This window comes from Azohydromonas australica DSM 1124 (genome assembly GCF_000430725.1).
Taxonomy (GTDB): Bacteria; Pseudomonadota; Gammaproteobacteria; order Burkholderiales; family Burkholderiaceae_C; genus Azohydromonas; species Azohydromonas australica.
The window spans coordinates 111,215-127,158 of the sequence record NZ_AUMO01000017.1 but is presented as its reverse complement, the minus strand read 5'-3'; the positions used below and the strand labels follow the sequence as shown (position 1 = coordinate 127,158).

Sequence of the window (15,944 nt, the reverse complement as noted above, 5' to 3'; positions counted from 1 at the left end):
GGATCAGTTGTTGCGGATGGCTTGCAGGGCTGCCGCGCCAAGGCCGAATTGGTAGAGGATCTGCGTCCAGTCCTTGACGGACTGGATGAAGGTGACCTTGTTCTGCTCCTCAGGCACGAAGATGGTGTCGCCCGCCTCGGCACGCAGGCCTTCCAGCGAACGGCTGCCGCCGAACCAGCCACTGTCCTGCAGCGCGCTGACCACGCTGCCGTTGGCGCGTACCACGAACGCGCTGCCGCGGTCGGCACCGCGCGTGGGGCCGCCGGCCAGGCGCAGGTAGTCGTTGATCGAGCGGCCGTCGTTCCAGAGATAGCTGCCGGCGTTGAACACACTGCCGAACACGCCCACCGAGGTGCCGCGCGGCGGGATGTAAAGCCGGTCACCGTCTTCCAGAGCCAGGTCCGGCAGCGTGCTGCTGCCGGGGTCCATCTGCAGCACCACCCGCCCCGTGGGCTTGACCGCGCGCAGCCGCTCCACCAGCCGGGAGATGGAGGCCGAGCGCGCTGCCTGCGCAGCGGCCTCGTCAGCGTTGCTGGTGCGCTGTGTGGTAGTGGCGCGGGCGAACTCGGTTTCCATGTCGCGCAGCGCGCGCTCGTAGTTCTCCTGCTGCGTGCGGCGCACGCTCTCGCGGCTGAACTCGGTGCCGAAGACGTAGGCCGAGGGGCTCAGGCCACCGGCCACGCGCAGCGCGTCGTCGACGGAGCTGTTGGGCGGCAACACGTACTCGCCCGGGCGCGCCACTTCGCCTTCCACGCGCACGCGCTTGTTCTGCTGCTGCACGGACAGCTGCGAATTGACGGCGCTGAAGGCGCGCAGCACGTCGCCATGGCTGAGCGTCTGGCGGGCACCTTGCGGGAGCTGCATTTCGGCGATGCGCTCGCCGCTGCGCTGCTGCAGCCGCTCCACGGCCAAGCGGCTGCGGTCGGCCACGGCCGTGAAGCCGCCGGCCATGTTCAGCACGTCCTGCACGGTTTCGCCGGGCTTGAGCTCGAAGATGGCTGGGCGGTTGACGCTGCCGATCACGGCCACCTGCGACCCCACGGCGCCGACGTGGATCACGTCCTCGGGCTGCACCAGCGCATCGGCGCTGCGGTCGCCGCGCAGCAAGAAGTCGTAGAGGTCGTAGCGAGCCACCACCTGGCGCCCGCGCAGCAGCGTGATATCGCGGAAGCTGCCCGCGGCCGAAGGCCCGCCAGCGCGCAGCAGCGAGCTCAGGATGCTGGAAAGGCTGCTGACGCTGTAGGCACCGGGCCGCCCCACGAAGCCCGTGACGTACACGCGCACGCCACGCAGCTGGCCCAGCGACACGCTTAGCTCGAAATTGCGGAACACCTGCCCCACACGGCGGCGCAGCACATCGGGCAGCTCGGCATAGCGCACCCCCGCCACCAGGACCGGTCCCACGCGCGGGATGCTAATGCGCCCGCTGCGGTCCACCACGACGCGCACATCCGCATCCACCGAGCCCCAGAGCGTGACGACGATCTCGTCACCGCTCTTGATCAGGTAATCCGGCGGCACCTGGGGGCTGTAATCCACGCTGCCGGGATCGTCGACGCGCGTCATCAGCTCTGCGCCGAAGCGGCGAATGACAGGCGTCTCGGCTATCCCAAGATGGGTTTCATCCTCCAGCGAGCGGCCGTTGGGGCTCGTGCGCTCGCCGTTATTGCGTTGCGGCGTCGCAACAAGACGCTGCACGAACAACTCGAATTCACCCGGCTGGTAAGCCGGCGTAGCATCGCGTTGCAGACGCTGCAACAGCATCGGGTCTTGCAGCGTGTCGGTGGTGTTGGCAGTCGTGCCGCGCGGGTCGCGCTGGTCCGTGCCCGCGATCGGCTGGCGCAGCCTGATGGGGCCTGCGTTTGCAGCGCTGCCGACGTCAGGCACGTTTTGCGCCCACGACGATGCCGCCGCGGTCCATCCCAGCAGAGCCGCACCCACAGCACGACGCAGACGATGAGAAAAGGTGGCAGAGAGCAGGCGAGGGAAAAGTGTCATGGGTCCGATGACGGGAGCAGCGCGGGGAGGTAAGCACCCCGGAGGCAAAGGCAGGAAATTCTGCTGCCCGTGGCAGCGCCGGAGGCGGCGCGGATTCTAGCGGGAGGTCAAGGGGGACCTTTTGGACGCACGTCTGTTGACTGCTGCACCGCCGCAAGAACGCATAATTATCACCATGAGCATGCTGTTGATCACATTTGCCGTAGCTTTTCTCTTGACCATGGCGGTGATCCGGCTGGCCCATTCCCATGGGCATCTGGTCAATGACCACGAGTCCGGACCGCAGAAATTCCATGCCCGTTCCGTACCGCGCGTGGGCGGCCTGGGCATCGTGTGCGCCGTGACGGTGGGAGCGCTGGTGCTGTGGTGGCAGGACCATCGTGTCGGTAGCACGGCATTGCTGCTGCTTGCGTGTGCCGTGCCGGCCTTCGGGGCAGGCATCGTGGAAGACATCACCAAGCGTGTGAGCCCGCGCGAGCGGCTACTGTTCACTGCAGTGTCGGCCGCGCTGGCAGGCTGGCTGCTCGATGCATTGATCCGGCGCACGGACATCCCCGGTCTGGACTGGGTGGTGTCGTTCTGGCTCGGCGCGCTGCTGCTGACGGTGCTGGCGGTGGCGGGCATTGCCAACGCCGTGAACCTGATCGACGGTTTCAATGGCCTGTCGTCGATGTGCGTGCTGATGATGCTGGGCAGCCTGGCCTACGTCGGCTTTGCCGTGAACGATCAACTCGTGGCCATGATGGCACTGGTGGGCATGGGCGCGGTGCTGGGGTTCTTCGTCTGGAACTACCCGGCCGGGCTGGTGTTTCTCGGCGATGGCGGCGCCTATTTCCTGGGCTTTTATTTATCTGAGCTGTCTATCCTGTTGTTGGCGCGCAATCCCGAGGTGTCGCCGATGTTCCCGCTGACGCTGGTTATCTATCCTGTGTTCGAAACCGTGTTCTCGATGTACCGGCGCAAGTGGCTGCAGGGGCGGCCAGTGGGCATGCCCGACGGTGTGCACCTGCATAGCCTGATCTACCGCCGGTTGCTGCGCTGGGCCGCTGGCGAGCGCACCGCGCGTGAACTCACCCGGCGCAATTCCATGACCGCGCCTTACCTGTGGCTGCTGTGCAGCCTCTCGGTCGTGCCGGCCATGTTGTGGTGGGACAACACCGTCATGCTGGGCGGCTGCATCGTGCTGTTCGGCGTGAGCTACGTCACGCTGTACTGGCGCATCGTGCGTTTCAGGGCTCCGCGCTGGATGGTCTTGCGCCGTTCCCGCGAACGTGCCCGTGCTGCAGCGGAGATAATTGCGCGACATGATGGATCTCACGCCAACCGCGGCACCGGCTGCCGCACCCAGCGCCCCCAGTGAGGCGGCGCGCTTCGACACCCTCCCGCTCGATCCCAAGCTGCTTCGTGCCGTAGCCGACCAGGGCTACGCGATGATGACGCCGATCCAGGCAAAGGCCATTCCGGTGGTGCTGGACGGCCGTGACGTGATGGGCGCGGCCCAGACCGGCACCGGCAAGACCGCCGCCTTCTCCATTCCGTTGCTGCAGCGCATGCTGCGCCACGAGAACAGCAGCATGTCGCCCGCCCGCCACCCGGTGCGCGCGCTGGTGCTGGCGCCCACCCGGGAGCTCGCTGACCAGGTCGCCAACAACGTCAAGGCCTACTCCCGCCACACCAAGCTGCGTGCAGCCGTAGTTTTCGGCGGCGTGGACATGAAGCCCCAGACTGCCGAGCTCAAGGCCGGCGTCGAGGTGCTCATCGCCACGCCCGGGCGTCTGCTGGATCACATCGAGGCCAGGAATGCGGTGCTCAACCAGGTCGAGTACGTGGTGCTCGACGAGGCCGACCGCATGCTCGACATCGGCTTCCTGCCCGATCTGCAGCGCATCCTGAGCTACCTGCCCAAGACGCGCCAGACGCTGCTGTTCTCCGCCACGTTCTCGCCTGAGATCAAGCGCCTGGCCGAAAGCTATCTGCAGGATCCGTTGCTGGTGGAAGTGGCGCGGCCCAACGCCACGGCCTCCACCGTGGAGCAGCGCTTCTACAGCGTGGATGCCGACGACAAGCGCCGCGCCGTGCTCAAGCTGCTGCGAGATCGCGAGATCCGGCAGGCCATCGTCTTCGTCAACTCCAAGCTCGGCTGCGCGCGGCTGGCGCGCTCCTTCGAGCGCGACGGGTTGCGCACCAATGCGCTGCACGGCGACAAGTCGCAGGACGAGCGCCTGAAGGCGCTGGAAGCCTTCAAGCGCGGCGAGGTGGACGTGCTGGTGTGCACCGACGTGGCTGCGCGCGGCCTGGACATCGCCGACTTGCCCGCCGTCTTCAACTTCGACGTGCCCTTCAACGCCGAGGACTACGTGCACCGTATCGGCCGCACGGGCCGTGCCGGCGCCTCGGGTCTGGCCATGACCCTGGTGGCGCGCGAGGACGCGCGGCTGGTGGCCGAGGTCGAGAAGCTCATCAAGAAGAAGATTGAGCTGGAACCGCTGGAGCTCGACGAAGACCGCTGGCGCCGTCCGCGTCGACCCGTGTCGGTCGAAGAGCGGCCGGAGCCGCGCCGTGCGGAACGCAGCGCTCCGGCGCCGCGCCGCGGCGCGACCGCCTCCGCGGACCCCTTCTTCGACCGCCCCTACGAGCCCAGCGTCACGTCCGGCACGCCAGCCTGGGAGCAGGGTGCGCCTTCGGTGCAGCCCGGTGCCTCGCTGCACCTCAAGCCACGCAAGAAGATCGCTGCGCTCTTCGGCGCCAAGAAGAGCGAAGCGTCGGCCGCCTGAAGTCGCCGCTTGGGGCGGTGGCCTTCAGGCCTGGAACACGAATACCGTCGGTACGTCGTTGGGCAGCGGGCGCGGCTGCGCGCGCCAGCGCGCCACGGTGTCGCTGCGCGACCACTCGGCCTGTAGCGTCAGGCCGCAGCTCACAGACAGCCGCGTGGACGGCTGCAGCGTCGTCACCAGCGCGCTGAGCATGGCCTCGTTGCGGTAGGGCGTCTCGATCAGCAGTTGCGCCTGCGTGGCGCGGCGCGACAGCGCTTCCAGCTCGCGAATGCGCGTGGCGCGCTCGGCTGCGTCCACCGGCAGGTAGCCGTTGAAGGCGAAGCTCTGGCCGTTGAGCCCGCTGGCCGCCAGCGCCAGCAGCAGCGCGCTGGGTCCGGACAGTGGCCGTACGGGGATGTCCAGTGCGTGTGCCGCGGCCACCAGTGCCGCGCCTGGATCCGCCACGGCCGGCATGCCGGCTTCGGACATCAGGCCGATGTCGTGACCCTGCAGGGCCGGTTGCAGCAGCGGGCGCAGGTCCGGCGCCGGCTGCGCCTGTCGGCCTTTGGGCGGACGCGGCAGCTCCACCATGTGCAGCTGCTGCAGCGGTACGGCCAGTGGCACCACGGCGCCTACGCGCTTGAGTACGGCGCGCGCCGTACGTGCGTTTTCCACCACCCAGTGTTGCAGTCCGGCTGCCGCTTCCAGCGCGCCTTGCGGGAGCGTCTGCCGGATGTCGGGGGCCGTGTCCGTGCCGCCGAAATCCAGCGGGCACGGCACGAGCAATAGGCAGCCCTTCATCGCCATGCGTATTGCCACCACAGCTGCGCCGCGCTGTCACGGCCGCCGCCATCGCGCCCGCTCCACAGGTTCAGGCCCACGGTCTGGTCGCTGCGTGCACGCCAAGCCAGGGCCGCGTTGACGCCGCTGACGGAGCCGGCGACTAGCCGTTGTGCCGTGGGCTCGGCACGGCCGTCGTACGCCACCAGCTCGCCGCTGAGATTGCCCATGTCTAGCACGGCTCCCACGCTGGTGAGCTTGGTGTCGCCGCCGGCAGGGTGGCCCAGCGGTCGCCCGTCCTGCGTATAGCCTTGAAGATAAATGTGGTGCCGGTAGGCCACACCTGGCAGGCCGGCGACGACGTTGGCACGTTCCACGAACAGCCGCAGGCTGTGGCCCGCACTCTGCAGCGACCATTCCAGGCCAGCCAGCTTCATGTTTTTGCCTGGGAGGTAGTCGGCTTCGTCTTCGCCCGTGAGCTGCCCGTAGATCGCCAGCTGCTGGCTCTGCGCGATCGAGGTGTGCCAGCGCGCATCGAAGCCGGCGAGCTGATTGCCGGGCTGGGTGTTGCTGTCGTCCTGGTTGTCTCGCCCCAGCAGTCCGCGCGCGAAGGAGCTGAAGCTCTGATCGCGTCCGCGGCCGCCCCACTGCAGCGTGCGCGATGCGCCGAGCTGCAGCGAGGGTAGGGGCTGGATCTGCAGCCGCATGCCGACGAGATAAGGATGGGCGGGCTGGGTGTGGCCGGCCAGACCGCCGATGAAGAAGTCCGCGTTCCACGGTCCCAGCCAGGCCAGCCAGGGCGTTTCGAAGGCGGTGGTCGACGTTTTGCGCCAGCCCACAGCCGCCACGGCCGGTGCGGCGGCGTCCAGGATCAGGCTGCCTGTCCAGGAGGGACCCCAGTGGCGCCGCTGCACCGAGGCGTAGGCTTCCCCTGGTCCGGCCCGGAGGGCCAGCTCCGTGCCTTCCAGTGTCCAGTGGCGTGCCGCTTCGTCGCTGCCCAGCAGTCCCAGGCGCACGGTCAAGCCCTCGCGGCCGTCGGCAAGCGTGTGTGCCAGACGCAGGCCGCTACCGCCCAAACCCAGGGGAGATGCCAGCAGCTGCGGCAGCCTGTCGATTGAGTTGCCGCCGACCAGCAGGATCCCGTTCGGCACGGGCGGCAGCGCCTCGGTCACGCCGGGCTGTGCACCGGCGTCCGCAGCCAGGAGCTGCTGATGCCGCGCCAGTGCCTGATCCAGCGACAAGCCGGCTTGCGCGGGCAACGTGGCGGCGCCGGCCAGCAGCGCCAGGGCGCTGTGCAGAAGGGTAGAGCGAGTTAGAAGAGGCATGCGGGCAGATCAAAGAACAAAAATGGGCCGTCTTGGCGGCCAGGGGAGTCAGGTGGAGAGCGGGTCGATGCCGGCCTCGCGCAGCAACCGGCAAGTGCGCATGAGGGGGAGGCCCACCAGCGCAGTGGGGTCATCCGAGTCTATGCGTTCCAGCAGTGCCACCCCGAGGCTCTCGCTCTTGGCGCTGCCAGCGCAGTCGAAAGGCTGGTCCAGGCTCAGGTAGCGCTCGATCTCCGCATCGGACAGGGTGCGGAATGTCACCGCCACGGGGGCCAGCAGCGCGCGTTCGAAGCTGCGGTCGCGCCGCACCACTGCCACGGCCGTCTGGAACACCACCTGTTGACCGCTCATGCGGCGCAGCTGCTGCACGGCGCGCTCGAAGTCGCCAGGCTTGCCGATGGGCTGGCCGTGCAGGTCGGCCACCTGGTCCGAGCCAATCACCACTGCCTCAGGATGCTGCGCGGCCACGGCCTGTGCCTTGGCCAGCGCCAGGCGCAGCGACAGCGCGGCCGGGGCTTCGCCAGGCAGCGGGGTTTCGTCAGTGTGCGGGGACTCGATCGTGAAGGGCAGTCGCAGGCGCTGCAGCAGCTCGCGCCGGTAGCGTGACGTGGAAGCCAGGATCAGGGGCGGATTCATCGGGCGGATTGTCCCACCCGGCCCGGAAGGTTCTGTGCGCCCTCGTAAACTGCCCGGGATGAAAGCCCGTTCCCACGATCCCCTGCGCCTGGACCTTGAAAACTTCACCGCCGACGGCGCCGCGCTGCAGGGCGGCTGGCCGCTGGCCGACTTCGAACGGCTGCTCGATGGCTGGCCGGCCGAAGCGCCGCCGCCCGAAGGCGAGGTGGAGTGGTCTGCCGCAGGTGAAATGCGCAAGCCTGGGGCGCTGGAGCCCGAGCGATGGGTGCATCTGGAAGCTCGCACCCAGGTTTGGCGCGAGTGTCAGCGCTGCCTGCAGCCGGTGACGCTGCCGCTGTCACTGCAGCGCAGCCTGCGCTTCGTGCGCAGTGAGGAAGAGGCGGCACGGCTGGATGCCGAAAGCGAGGACGACGTGCTGGTGCTGGAGCGCGCTTTCGACCTGCGTTCGCTGGTGGAGGACGAACTGTTGCTTGCGCTGCCGTTGGTGCCGCGTCACGAGCAGTGTCCGCAGCCGCTGCACGTTCCTGCCCAGCCCGAGGAGGAGGAGCCGGTGCCCGAGCGCGAGAATCCCTTTGCCGCGCTGGCGCGCTTGCGCCGCCGCCCGGATGGGCAGGGTGGCGAAGACGTTTGATTTGACCGTCCGCAAAGACCAGCTCTTGGGCTTGAGTCGCTCAGCTGCTATACTTGCTGGCTTCGTTCAATGGTGCCCCATGGCGCTACCCGTTGGTCGGGTGGCGTAATCGGAAGGCGGAGAGAACCGAAAAAAGCGTTGTGCTGGACATGTCAGTCTTGTGCAGGGCTTGCTTTCGGTCACTTCATCCGCTTCGTGTTGCGTGGGGCCGTCTCTGCATTCGGGTCCGGTGCTTTTCCGGCCGGCGCAGGTTCTGCTCGGCAAGAGCGCAGGAGAATCCAACATGGCCGTTCAGCAAAATAAGAAGTCCCCTTCCAAGCGTGGTATGCACCGCTCGCACAACGCCCTGACCCAGCCGGGTACGGCGCTCGAGCCCACCACCGGCGAAGTGCATCTGCGTCACCACATCAGCCCCAACGGTTTCTACCGTGGGCGCAAGGTGCTCGCCACCAAGTCCGACGCCTGATCCTGAAGCGCGTGGCCGGCTGATCCGGCCGCCGCATCGGTTTCGCTTGCTGTCTGCCCGGCTGGTGCGTCCAGTGCCGCCGGGCATTCCTATGTCCGCTGGCATTGCGCTTGCCGTCATTGGTGGCATTGCTATCCAGCACACAGGCGCCGTTTCTGGATCCTCTCGTGTCCCCATCGTCTCACGCCGCACTTGACCGGGTGCGTCTGGCCGTCGATTGCATGGGCGGCGACCACGGACCTGCCGTCACGCTGCCGGCCTGCCAAGCTTTTCTGCGCAGGCATGCGGATGCCGAGTTGCTGCTCGTGGGCACTGAACAGGCACTGGCTCCTGCTCGGGACTGGGAGCGCTGCACGCTCGTGACCGCTACCGAGGTCGTCACCATGGACGACACGGTCGAGGTGGCGTTGCGGCGCAAGAAGGATTCGTCCATGCGCGTGGCCATCTCGCTGCTCAAGGCAGTCGAGGGGCAAGGTGCACGTGCCGACGCCTGCGTGTCCGCCGGCAACACCGGCGCGCTCATGGCCGTGGCGCGCTACGTGCTCAAGACGTTGCAGGGCATCGACCGTCCGGCCATCGCCACCGTGCTGCCCAACCGCCGCGACGGTTACACGACCGTGCTCGACCTGGGTGCCAACGTGGACTGCACTGCGGAGCACCTGCTGCAGTTCGCCGTCATGGGCAGCGCGCTGGTGTCGGCGGTGGAAGGCAAGCAAGAGCCCACGGTGGGGCTGCTCAACATCGGCGAGGAAGCCATCAAGGGCAGCGACACCATCAAGCAGGCCGCCGAGCTGCTGCGCGCGGCGGCTGCCGCTGGTCAGCTCAACTTCTACGGCAACGTCGAAGGCAACGACATCTTCAAGGGCACCACCGACCTCGTCGTGTGCGACGGTTTCGTGGGCAACGTGGTGCTCAAGGCTTCCGAAGGCCTGGCAGCGATGCTGGCGGAGTTCATCCGCCAGGAGTTCACGCGCAACGCCTTCACGCGACTGGCAGCGCTGGCGGCGATGCCGGTGCTCAATCATTTCAAGGCGCGGGTGGACCACCGGCGCTACAACGGCGCGGCACTGCTGGGGCTGCGTGGGCTGGTGTTCAAGAGCCACGGCTCGGCCGATGCCTTCGCCTTCGAGAATGCCCTGGCACGCGCTTATGATGCCGCCCGCAACCGGCTGCTGGACCGGGTTCACGACCGCATCCTGGGCACGCTGCAGGCCGCGACCGCAGTCGCGCCAAGCCCGGCGGTTCACGCTGCATGACTTCCAACGCCTCCCGCTACTCCCGCATCGCCGGCACCGGCAGCGTGCTGCCACCTCGGCGGCTCACCAATGACGACCTGGTGCGCCAGCTCGCCGAGCGCGGCATCGAGACCTCCGACGACTGGATCGTCGAACGCACCGGCATCCGCGCGCGCCATTTCGTGGACCCCGGCGTCAATTCGAGCGACCTCGCCGCGCAGGCTGCACGCCATGCGCTCGAAGCCGCCGGACTGGAGCCCGCGCAGATCGACCTCGTCATCGTCGCGACGTCCACGCCGGACATGGTCTTTCCCTCGGTGGCCTGCCTGGTGCAGCGCAAGCTCGGCATCCACGGCGGCGCGGCCTTCGACGTGCAGGCCGTGTGCTCGGGCTTCGTCTACGGCCTGTCCATTGCCGACGCGATGATCCGTGCCGGCAGCGCCACGCGGGCGCTGGTGATCGGCGCCGAGGTGTTCTCGCGCATCCTGGACTTCAACGACCGCACCACCTGCGTGCTGTTCGGCGACGGTGCCGGCGCCGTGGTGCTGGAGGCCAGCGAGCGCCCGGGCATCCTCACCAGCGAGCTGCATGCCGACGGGCGCCATGCCGACATCCTGTGCACGCCGGGCACGGTGGCGGGCGGCCAGGTGCTTGGCGACCCGCTGCTCAAGATGGACGGCCAGGCGGTGTTCAAGCTCGCGGTGAGCGTGCTGGCCGAGGTGGCGCACTCCGTGCTGGCCAAGGCCGGCCGGGCCGAAGCCGACATTGACTGGCTCATCCCGCACCAGGCCAACATCCGCATCATGCACAGCACGGCCCGCAAGCTGAAGCTGCCGGCCGACAAGGTCATCGTCACCGTGGACCAGCACGGCAACACCTCGGCCGCCTCCATTCCGCTGGCGTTGGACGCCGGCGTGCGTGACGGCCGCATCCGGCGTGGCGACACGCTCATGCTCGAAGGCGTGGGTGGCGGCTTCACGTGGGGCGCGGTGTTGATCGACTTCTGATCCGCGCCAGGTTTTCAGTACTCACTTCGCTTTTCGTGATGACTTCGTTCGCTTTCGTGTTTCCCGGCCAGGGCTCGCAGGCCGTGGGCATGCTCGACGTCTGGGGCGACCACCCGGCCGTGCGCAGCACGCTCGAAGAGGCCTCGCAGGCCCTGGGCGAGGATGTCGCCCGCCTGATCCACGAAGGGCCCAAGTCCGAGCTCGACCTCACCACCAACACGCAGCCCGTCATGCTCACCGCCGGCATCGCCTGCTGGCGCGCCTGGCTGGCCGAGGGCGGTGCGCAGCCACAGGCACTGGCCGGCCATTCGCTGGGCGAGTACACGGCGCTGGTGGCTTCCGGTGCACTGACCCTGGCCGATGCGCTGCCGCTGGTGCGGCTGCGCGCGCAGGCGATGCAGGAAGCCGTGCCCGTGGGCACCGGCGCCATGGCTGCCATCCTGGGCCTGGACGCGCAGTCGGTGCGTGAGGGCTGCGCCGAGGCCGCCGCGGCCAGCGGCGAAGTGGTGGAAGCCGTCAATTTCAACGATCCCAAGCAGACCGTGATCGCCGGCTCCAAGGCCGGCGTGGAAAAGGGCTGCGAGGTGCTCAAGGCCAAGGGGGCCAAGCGCGCGCTGCCGCTGCCGGTGTCCGCGCCGTTCCACTCCAGCCTGATGAAGCCCGCGGCCGAGCGTCTGCGCGAGAAGCTGGCCAGCGTGGCGCTGGCCGTGCCCGCGATCCCCGTGGTCAACAACATCGACGTGGCTTCCCCCGTGGAGCCCGAGGCCATCCGCGATGCGCTCTACCGCCAGGCCTTCGGCCCGGTGCGCTGGGTGGAGGTGGTGCAGGCCCTCAAGGGCCGCGGCATCACGCACGTGGTCGAGTGCGGCCCGGGCAAGGTGCTCGCGGGCATGGTCAAGCGCATTGACGCCGAACTGCAGGGCGCGGCGTTGTTCGATCCGGCCTCGCTGGCCGAGGTGAAAGGATTCCTGGCATGAGCGCACCGGCTCTCAACGAACAAGTCGCCCTGGTCACGGGCGCCTCGCGCGGCATCGGCCGTGCCATCGCAGTGGCGCTGGCGCAGTCCGGCATGAAGGTCATCGGCACCGCCACGACCGAGTCCGGCGCCCAGGCCATCTCCGAGGCGCTGGCGGCTTTCCCCGGTTGCCGCGGCATTGCGCTGGACGTCAATGACGCCGCCGGCACGGACGCTGCGATCGAGACCCTCGTCAAGACCGAGGGTGCCCTGCACGTGCTGGTCAACAACGCCGGCATCACGCGCGACCAGCTCGCCATGCGCATGAAGGACGCCGACTGGGACGCCGTGCTCGACACGAACCTCAAGGCGGTGTTCCGCCTGAGCCGCGCCGTGATGCGTCCGATGATGAAGCAGCGCTATGGCCGCATCGTCAACATCACCTCGGTGGTGGGCGCTTCGGGCAACCCGGGGCAGGCCAACTACGCCGCGGCCAAGGCCGGCGTGGCGGGCATGACGCGCGCGCTGGCGCGCGAGCTCGGCAGCCGCGGCGTGACGGTGAACTGCGTGGCCCCGGGCTTCATCGCCACCGACATGACCGAAGTGCTGCCCGAGGCGCAGAAGGCCGCGCTGCTGCAGCAGATCCCGCTGGGCCGCCTGGGGCAGCCGCAGGAGATCGCGGATGCCGTCTGTTTCCTGGCCTCGCCGCAGGCGGGTTACATCACCGGCACCGAGCTGCACGTCAACGGCGGCATGTTCATGCACTGAATAGCACCGAGTGGGCCCGACGGGGCGTCAAGGGGGCCGACCCCCTCGGACGCGTAGAATCCGGGCCGTTTGAGCAATCCCCCCCTGGAGGAGTCAATGAGCGATATCGAAGTACGTGTCAAGAAAATCATTGCCGAGCAGCTCGGCGTGCCCGAACCCGACGTCACCAACGAGAAGGCCTTCGTGGCCGATCTGGGCGCGGACTCGCTCGACACGGTGGAACTGGTGATGGCTCTGGAAGACGAGTTCGGCATCGAGATTCCGGACGAAGAGGCCGAGAAGATCACCACGGTGCAGCTGGCGATCGACTACGCCAGCAAGAACTACAAGGGCTGACCGAAGCATGAGCCGACGTCGCGTCGTCATCACCGGGCTGGGGCTGATCAGCCCGGTCGGCAACTCGGTGGCCGAAGGCTGGGCCAACCTCATCGCCGGCCGTTCGGGCATCGACCACATCACGAAGTTCGACGCGTCGGCGCTGTCCTGCCGCTTCGCAGGCGAGGTGCGCGGCTTCAATGTGGAGGATTACATCCCCGGCAAGGAAGCGCGCCACATGGACACCTTCATCCATTACGGGATGGCGGCGTCGATCCAGGCCGTGAAGGATGCCGGGCTGCCCACCGGTGAGGAGCTCAACGAGCAAAGCGCCGAGCGCATCGGCGTGATGGTGGGTTCGGGCATCGGCGGGCTGCCGATGATCGAGCAGACGCACCAGGACTACCGGGAGCGCGGCGCACGGCGCATCTCCCCGTTCTTCGTGCCGGCCTCGATCATCAACATGATCTCGGGCCACGTGTCGATCCAGTTCGGATTCACGGGACCCAACCTGGCCATCGTCACTGCCTGCACCACTGGGCTGCACTGCATTGGCGAGGCCGCGCGCCTGATCGAGTACGGCGATGCCGACGTGATGGTGGCCGGCGGTGCCGAGAGCACCGTGTCGCCCCTGGGCGTCGGCGGCTTCGCCGCGGCGCGCGCGCTGTCCACCCGCAACGACGATCCCAAGACGGCCTCGCGCCCCTGGGACAAGGACCGCGACGGCTTCGTGCTGGGCGAGGGCGCGGGCGTGCTGGTGCTGGAAGAGTACGAACACGCCAAAAAGCGTGGCGCCAAGATCTATGCCGAGCTCGTGGGCTTCGGCATGGGTGCCGATGCCTTCCACATGACGGCGCCCAACGTCGACGGCCCCAAGCGCTCGATGAAGGCCGCGCTGCGCAACGCCGGCATCAACGCCGAGGACGTGCAGTACCTCAACGCGCACGGCACCTCGACGCCGCTGGGTGACCAGAACGAGACCAACGCCATCAAGCTGGCCTTCGGCGACCACGCGAAGAAGCTGGTTGTGAACTCGACCAAGTCGATGACCGGCCACCTACTCGGCGGCGCTGGCGGCGTGGAGTCGGTGTTCACCGTGCTGGCGCTGCACAACCAGATCTCGCCGCCGACCATCAACATCTTCAACCAGGACCCGGAGTGCGACCTGGACTACTGCGCCAACGAGGCGCGGCCGATGAAGATCGATGTGGCAGTGAAGAACAACTTCGGCTTTGGAGGCACCAACGGTACGCTGGTGTTCCGCCGCGCCTGATCAGCGTTGCCCGATTCGCGAGCGGCATGCGCACGGCCCCGGCCGTTCACCTGTCCCTGGAGGCCGACACGTCTTGGCGTGTCGGCCTTTGCCTTTTGAGTGCCGCGGCGGTGGCCACACCGCTGATGTGGCTGACCCTGTGGCTGCAGGCGCCCCCGCTGGCCGCCCTGGGCGCCGCGGCGGCCGGGGCGCTGCTCGTGGCGGGGTCGCTGTGGCGTCGCAGCGGCGTCGCGGCCCGTGCGCTGGCCTGGGACGGTGCCCAGTGGTGGCTGCTTGCCCGCGGCGAGAGCGCGCCGCGCGCGGGTCGGGTGCAGCTGATGATCGACCTGGGCGCCTGGCTGTTGCTGCGCTTCCGGGCCGTGCCGTCCGTGCGGGGCGGCGCGCGTGGGCACTGGCTGGCGCTGTCGCAGGCGCGCCACCGTCCGCACTGGCACGCGCTGCGCTGCGCGCTGTACGTGCACGGCGCTGCCACGAACGCCGCGGCCGGCGGGCCGGGACAGGACACCTGAAGCCATGAGCGCCGAAGCCGACGCCCTGCTGGTCGAGCGCGTCAAGCGCGGGGACCAGCGCGCCTTCGAATTGCTGGTGATCAAGTACCAGCGCCGCGTGGAGCGGCTCATCGGCCGCATGGTGCGCGACACCGACCTGGTGGCCGACATCGCGCAGGAAACCTTCATCCGCGCCTACCGCGCGCTGCCGCAGTTCCGCGGCGAGAGCGCCTTCTACACCTGGCTCTACCGCATCGCGGTCAACACCGCCAAGAAAGCGCTGGTGGAGCTCAAGCGCGATCCGCTGGTGACCGAGGCGGCTTACGCGCCGGCAGACGACGGGGAGGAAACTTCCCGCGTCGAGAACGAACTAAGCGACGGCGAGACCCCGGAAGCGGTGCTGGCCAGCAAGGAAGTGGCCGCTACGGTCAACGCCGCGATCGATGCCCTGTCGGAAGACCTGCGCCAGGCCATCACGCTGCGCGAGATCGAGGGGCTGAGCTACGAAGAGATCGCTGAAGTGATGAACTGCCCCATCGGCACCGTGCGTTCGCGCATCTTCCGCGCGCGCGAAGCCATTGCGCAGCGCCTGCGCCCCTTGCTGGGCACGCGCGGCGACGAACGCTGGTAGGGCCTCATACCGAGTGCGCGAGTGCAGCCATGGAGTTCCAGATGCCCGATGACCGACACGACCCATCGCAACCCGAGCAGGCGCTGTCGTCGCTCATGGACGGCGAGCTCGACGACGCTGCCGCGGCGCGGCTGGCCGAGGATTGCCGCCACGACCCGCGGCTGCGCGCCGCCTGGCACAGCTACCACCTCATCGGCGACGTGATGCGCTCGCAGGACCTGGCGCAGCCGCCCGGGCATGACTCGGCCTTCGTGCTGCGGCTGCGCGAGCGCCTGGCGGCCGAGCCGGTGCTGCTGGCGCCGGCGCCGGTGGCCATGCCCGAGCGGCGCCGCCGCCGGCTTCCGAGCCGTGCCTGGGCTGCCTCGGCCGTGGCCGCGGGCGCCATGGCCGTAGGCGGCGTGCTGGTGCTCACGCGGCTGCAGCCGCTGGAGTCCAGCCCGGCCGCCGCGGTGCTGGCCCAGGCGCCGCAGACCGCGCCGCAGCAGCCGGCCGGCGCCGCCACGGTCGCGGCGCAGGAACCGGCGCCGGCCGCCGTGGCACAGGCCGACGACCGGCTGCTGCGCGATGCACGGCTGGACCGCTACCTCGTGGCTCACAAGCAGTGGGGCAGCAGCTTTGCCATGCCGGTGCCGGTGGCGGCGCACGTCCCGGTGGCCGCTGCCGCCGGGCGCTGAGGCGGCCGC

General features: G+C 68.6%; 17 protein-coding genes. 13 read left to right on the top strand and 4 right to left on the bottom strand.

The genetic code is table 11. The annotated features are described in order from the left end of the window. Positions 1-3 precede the first annotated feature (3 nt). On the bottom strand, positions 4-1,887 hold the full coding sequence (locus tag H537_RS0100590) for an SLBB domain-containing protein (RefSeq protein WP_064735875.1): 1,884 nt from the start codon (positions 1,885-1,887) through the stop codon (positions 4-6). A gap of 286 nt (positions 1,888-2,173) precedes the next feature. On the opposite strand from H537_RS0100590, the gene H537_RS40290 reads away from it, so the two are divergent. Both H537_RS40290 and H537_RS40285 read left to right on the top strand, forming a co-directional pair. Then, positions 2,174-3,358, top strand: a complete 1,185-nt coding sequence (locus H537_RS40290; protein WP_084150241.1) for an MraY family glycosyltransferase — start codon at positions 2,174-2,176, stop codon at positions 3,356-3,358. Further along, complete coding sequence (locus H537_RS40285) at positions 3,303-4,772, top strand: DEAD/DEAH box helicase (protein WP_043457947.1); 1,470 nt, start codon at positions 3,303-3,305, stop codon at positions 4,770-4,772. The genes H537_RS40290 and H537_RS40285 overlap by 56 nt, the downstream gene beginning before the upstream one ends. 24 nt (positions 4,773-4,796) lie before the next feature. Here H537_RS40285 and H537_RS0100575 read toward each other — a convergent pair whose 3' ends face one another. Genes H537_RS0100575 through H537_RS0100565 form a run of 3 tightly spaced genes read right to left on the bottom strand, consistent with a single transcriptional unit; the run spans position 4,797 to position 7,492 of the window. Continuing rightward, positions 4,797-5,558 carry an SAM-dependent methyltransferase gene (locus H537_RS0100575; protein WP_375136312.1) on the bottom strand — a complete coding sequence of 254 codons (762 nt, stop codon included), beginning with the start codon at positions 5,556-5,558 and terminating at the stop codon, positions 4,797-4,799. Further along, positions 5,549-6,856 (bottom strand): capsule assembly Wzi family protein, encoded by a 1,308-nt coding sequence (locus tag H537_RS48685; protein WP_084150239.1) that lies wholly within the window; start codon positions 6,854-6,856, stop codon positions 5,549-5,551. Before H537_RS48685 ends, H537_RS0100575 begins: the two co-directional genes overlap by 10 nt. Before the next feature lie 48 nt (positions 6,857-6,904). Then, positions 6,905-7,492 carry a Maf family nucleotide pyrophosphatase gene (locus H537_RS0100565; RefSeq protein ID WP_043457946.1) on the bottom strand — a complete coding sequence of 196 codons (588 nt, stop codon included), beginning with the start codon at positions 7,490-7,492 and terminating at the stop codon, positions 6,905-6,907. On the opposite strand from H537_RS0100565, the gene H537_RS0100560 reads away from it, so the two are divergent. The 11 genes from H537_RS0100560 to H537_RS0100510 all read left to right on the top strand — a co-directional run bounded on the left by H537_RS0100560 (position 7,464) and on the right by H537_RS0100510 (position 15,935). Beyond that, on the top strand, positions 7,464-8,123 hold the full coding sequence (locus H537_RS0100560; RefSeq protein WP_238446569.1) for a YceD family protein: 660 nt from the start codon (positions 7,464-7,466) through the stop codon (positions 8,121-8,123). The genes H537_RS0100565 and H537_RS0100560 overlap by 29 nt on opposite strands. A gap of 283 nt (positions 8,124-8,406) precedes the next feature. After that, positions 8,407-8,589, top strand: coding sequence for a 50S ribosomal protein L32 (gene rpmF / locus H537_RS0100555; RefSeq protein WP_028996347.1), 183 nt, complete (start codon positions 8,407-8,409; stop codon positions 8,587-8,589). A 200-nt stretch (positions 8,590-8,789) separates the two neighbouring features. Further along, positions 8,790-9,845 (top strand): phosphate acyltransferase PlsX, encoded by a 1,056-nt coding sequence (gene plsX, locus H537_RS0100550; protein ID WP_028996346.1) that lies wholly within the window; start codon positions 8,790-8,792, stop codon positions 9,843-9,845. Then, complete coding sequence (locus tag H537_RS0100545) at positions 9,842-10,831, top strand: beta-ketoacyl-ACP synthase III (protein ID WP_028996345.1); 990 nt, start codon at positions 9,842-9,844, stop codon at positions 10,829-10,831. Before plsX ends, H537_RS0100545 begins: the two co-directional genes overlap by 4 nt. Before the next feature lie 38 nt (positions 10,832-10,869). Beyond that, positions 10,870-11,808 (top strand): ACP S-malonyltransferase, encoded by a 939-nt coding sequence (gene fabD, locus H537_RS0100540; protein WP_028996344.1) that lies wholly within the window; start codon positions 10,870-10,872, stop codon positions 11,806-11,808. Next, positions 11,805-12,554, top strand: a complete 750-nt coding sequence (fabG, locus tag H537_RS0100535) for a 3-oxoacyl-ACP reductase FabG (RefSeq protein WP_028996343.1) — start codon at positions 11,805-11,807, stop codon at positions 12,552-12,554. Before fabD ends, fabG begins: the two co-directional genes overlap by 4 nt. Before the next feature lie 96 nt (positions 12,555-12,650). Beyond that, positions 12,651-12,890, top strand: coding sequence for an acyl carrier protein (gene acpP / locus H537_RS0100530; RefSeq protein ID WP_028996342.1), 240 nt, complete (start codon positions 12,651-12,653; stop codon positions 12,888-12,890). A 7-nt stretch (positions 12,891-12,897) separates the two neighbouring features. Further along, a complete protein-coding gene (gene fabF / locus H537_RS0100525) occupies positions 12,898-14,142 on the top strand; it encodes a beta-ketoacyl-ACP synthase II (RefSeq protein ID WP_028996341.1) in 1,245 nt (414 codons plus the stop codon). Between the two features lie 125 nt (positions 14,143-14,267). Beyond that, positions 14,268-14,651, top strand: coding sequence for a hypothetical protein (locus H537_RS52170; protein WP_156901241.1), 384 nt, complete (start codon positions 14,268-14,270; stop codon positions 14,649-14,651). A 4-nt stretch (positions 14,652-14,655) separates the two neighbouring features. Next, on the top strand, positions 14,656-15,261 hold the full coding sequence (gene rpoE, locus H537_RS0100515) for an RNA polymerase sigma factor RpoE (protein WP_028996340.1): 606 nt from the start codon (positions 14,656-14,658) through the stop codon (positions 15,259-15,261). A gap of 41 nt (positions 15,262-15,302) precedes the next feature. Beyond that, positions 15,303-15,935: a sigma-E factor negative regulatory protein gene (locus H537_RS0100510; RefSeq protein ID WP_169516931.1), complete on the top strand. Its 633-nt coding sequence runs from the start codon at positions 15,303-15,305 to the stop codon at positions 15,933-15,935. Positions 15,936-15,944 lie beyond the last annotated feature (9 nt).

Excerpts from the sequence above, each read along its gene's own strand:
- H537_RS0100565 (WP_043457946.1), bottom strand. The coding sequence starts at position 7,492 with ATGAATCCGCCCCTGATCCTGGCTTCCACGTCACGCTACCGGCGCGAG.
- H537_RS40285 (WP_043457947.1), top strand. The coding sequence starts at position 3,303 with ATGATGGATCTCACGCCAACCGCGGCACCGGCTGCCGCACCCAGCGCC.
- H537_RS0100510 (WP_169516931.1), top strand. The coding sequence starts at position 15,303 with ATGCCCGATGACCGACACGACCCATCGCAACCCGAGCAGGCGCTGTCG.
- fabD (WP_028996344.1), top strand. The coding sequence starts at position 10,870 with ATGACTTCGTTCGCTTTCGTGTTTCCCGGCCAGGGCTCGCAGGCCGTG.
- H537_RS40290 (WP_084150241.1), top strand. The coding sequence starts at position 2,174 with ATGAGCATGCTGTTGATCACATTTGCCGTAGCTTTTCTCTTGACCATG.
- fabG (WP_028996343.1), top strand. The coding sequence starts at position 11,805 with ATGAGCGCACCGGCTCTCAACGAACAAGTCGCCCTGGTCACGGGCGCC.
- acpP (WP_028996342.1), top strand. The coding sequence starts at position 12,651 with ATGAGCGATATCGAAGTACGTGTCAAGAAAATCATTGCCGAGCAGCTC.
- H537_RS0100545 (WP_028996345.1), top strand. The coding sequence starts at position 9,842 with ATGACTTCCAACGCCTCCCGCTACTCCCGCATCGCCGGCACCGGCAGC.
- H537_RS0100575 (WP_375136312.1), bottom strand. The coding sequence starts at position 5,558 with ATGGCGATGAAGGGCTGCCTATTGCTCGTGCCGTGCCCGCTGGATTTC.
- rpmF (WP_028996347.1), top strand. The coding sequence starts at position 8,407 with ATGGCCGTTCAGCAAAATAAGAAGTCCCCTTCCAAGCGTGGTATGCAC.
- rpoE (WP_028996340.1), top strand. The coding sequence starts at position 14,656 with ATGAGCGCCGAAGCCGACGCCCTGCTGGTCGAGCGCGTCAAGCGCGGG.
- fabF (WP_028996341.1), top strand. The coding sequence starts at position 12,898 with ATGAGCCGACGTCGCGTCGTCATCACCGGGCTGGGGCTGATCAGCCCG.
- H537_RS48685 (WP_084150239.1), bottom strand. The coding sequence starts at position 6,856 with ATGCCTCTTCTAACTCGCTCTACCCTTCTGCACAGCGCCCTGGCGCTG.
- H537_RS52170 (WP_156901241.1), top strand. The coding sequence starts at position 14,268 with ATGTGGCTGACCCTGTGGCTGCAGGCGCCCCCGCTGGCCGCCCTGGGC.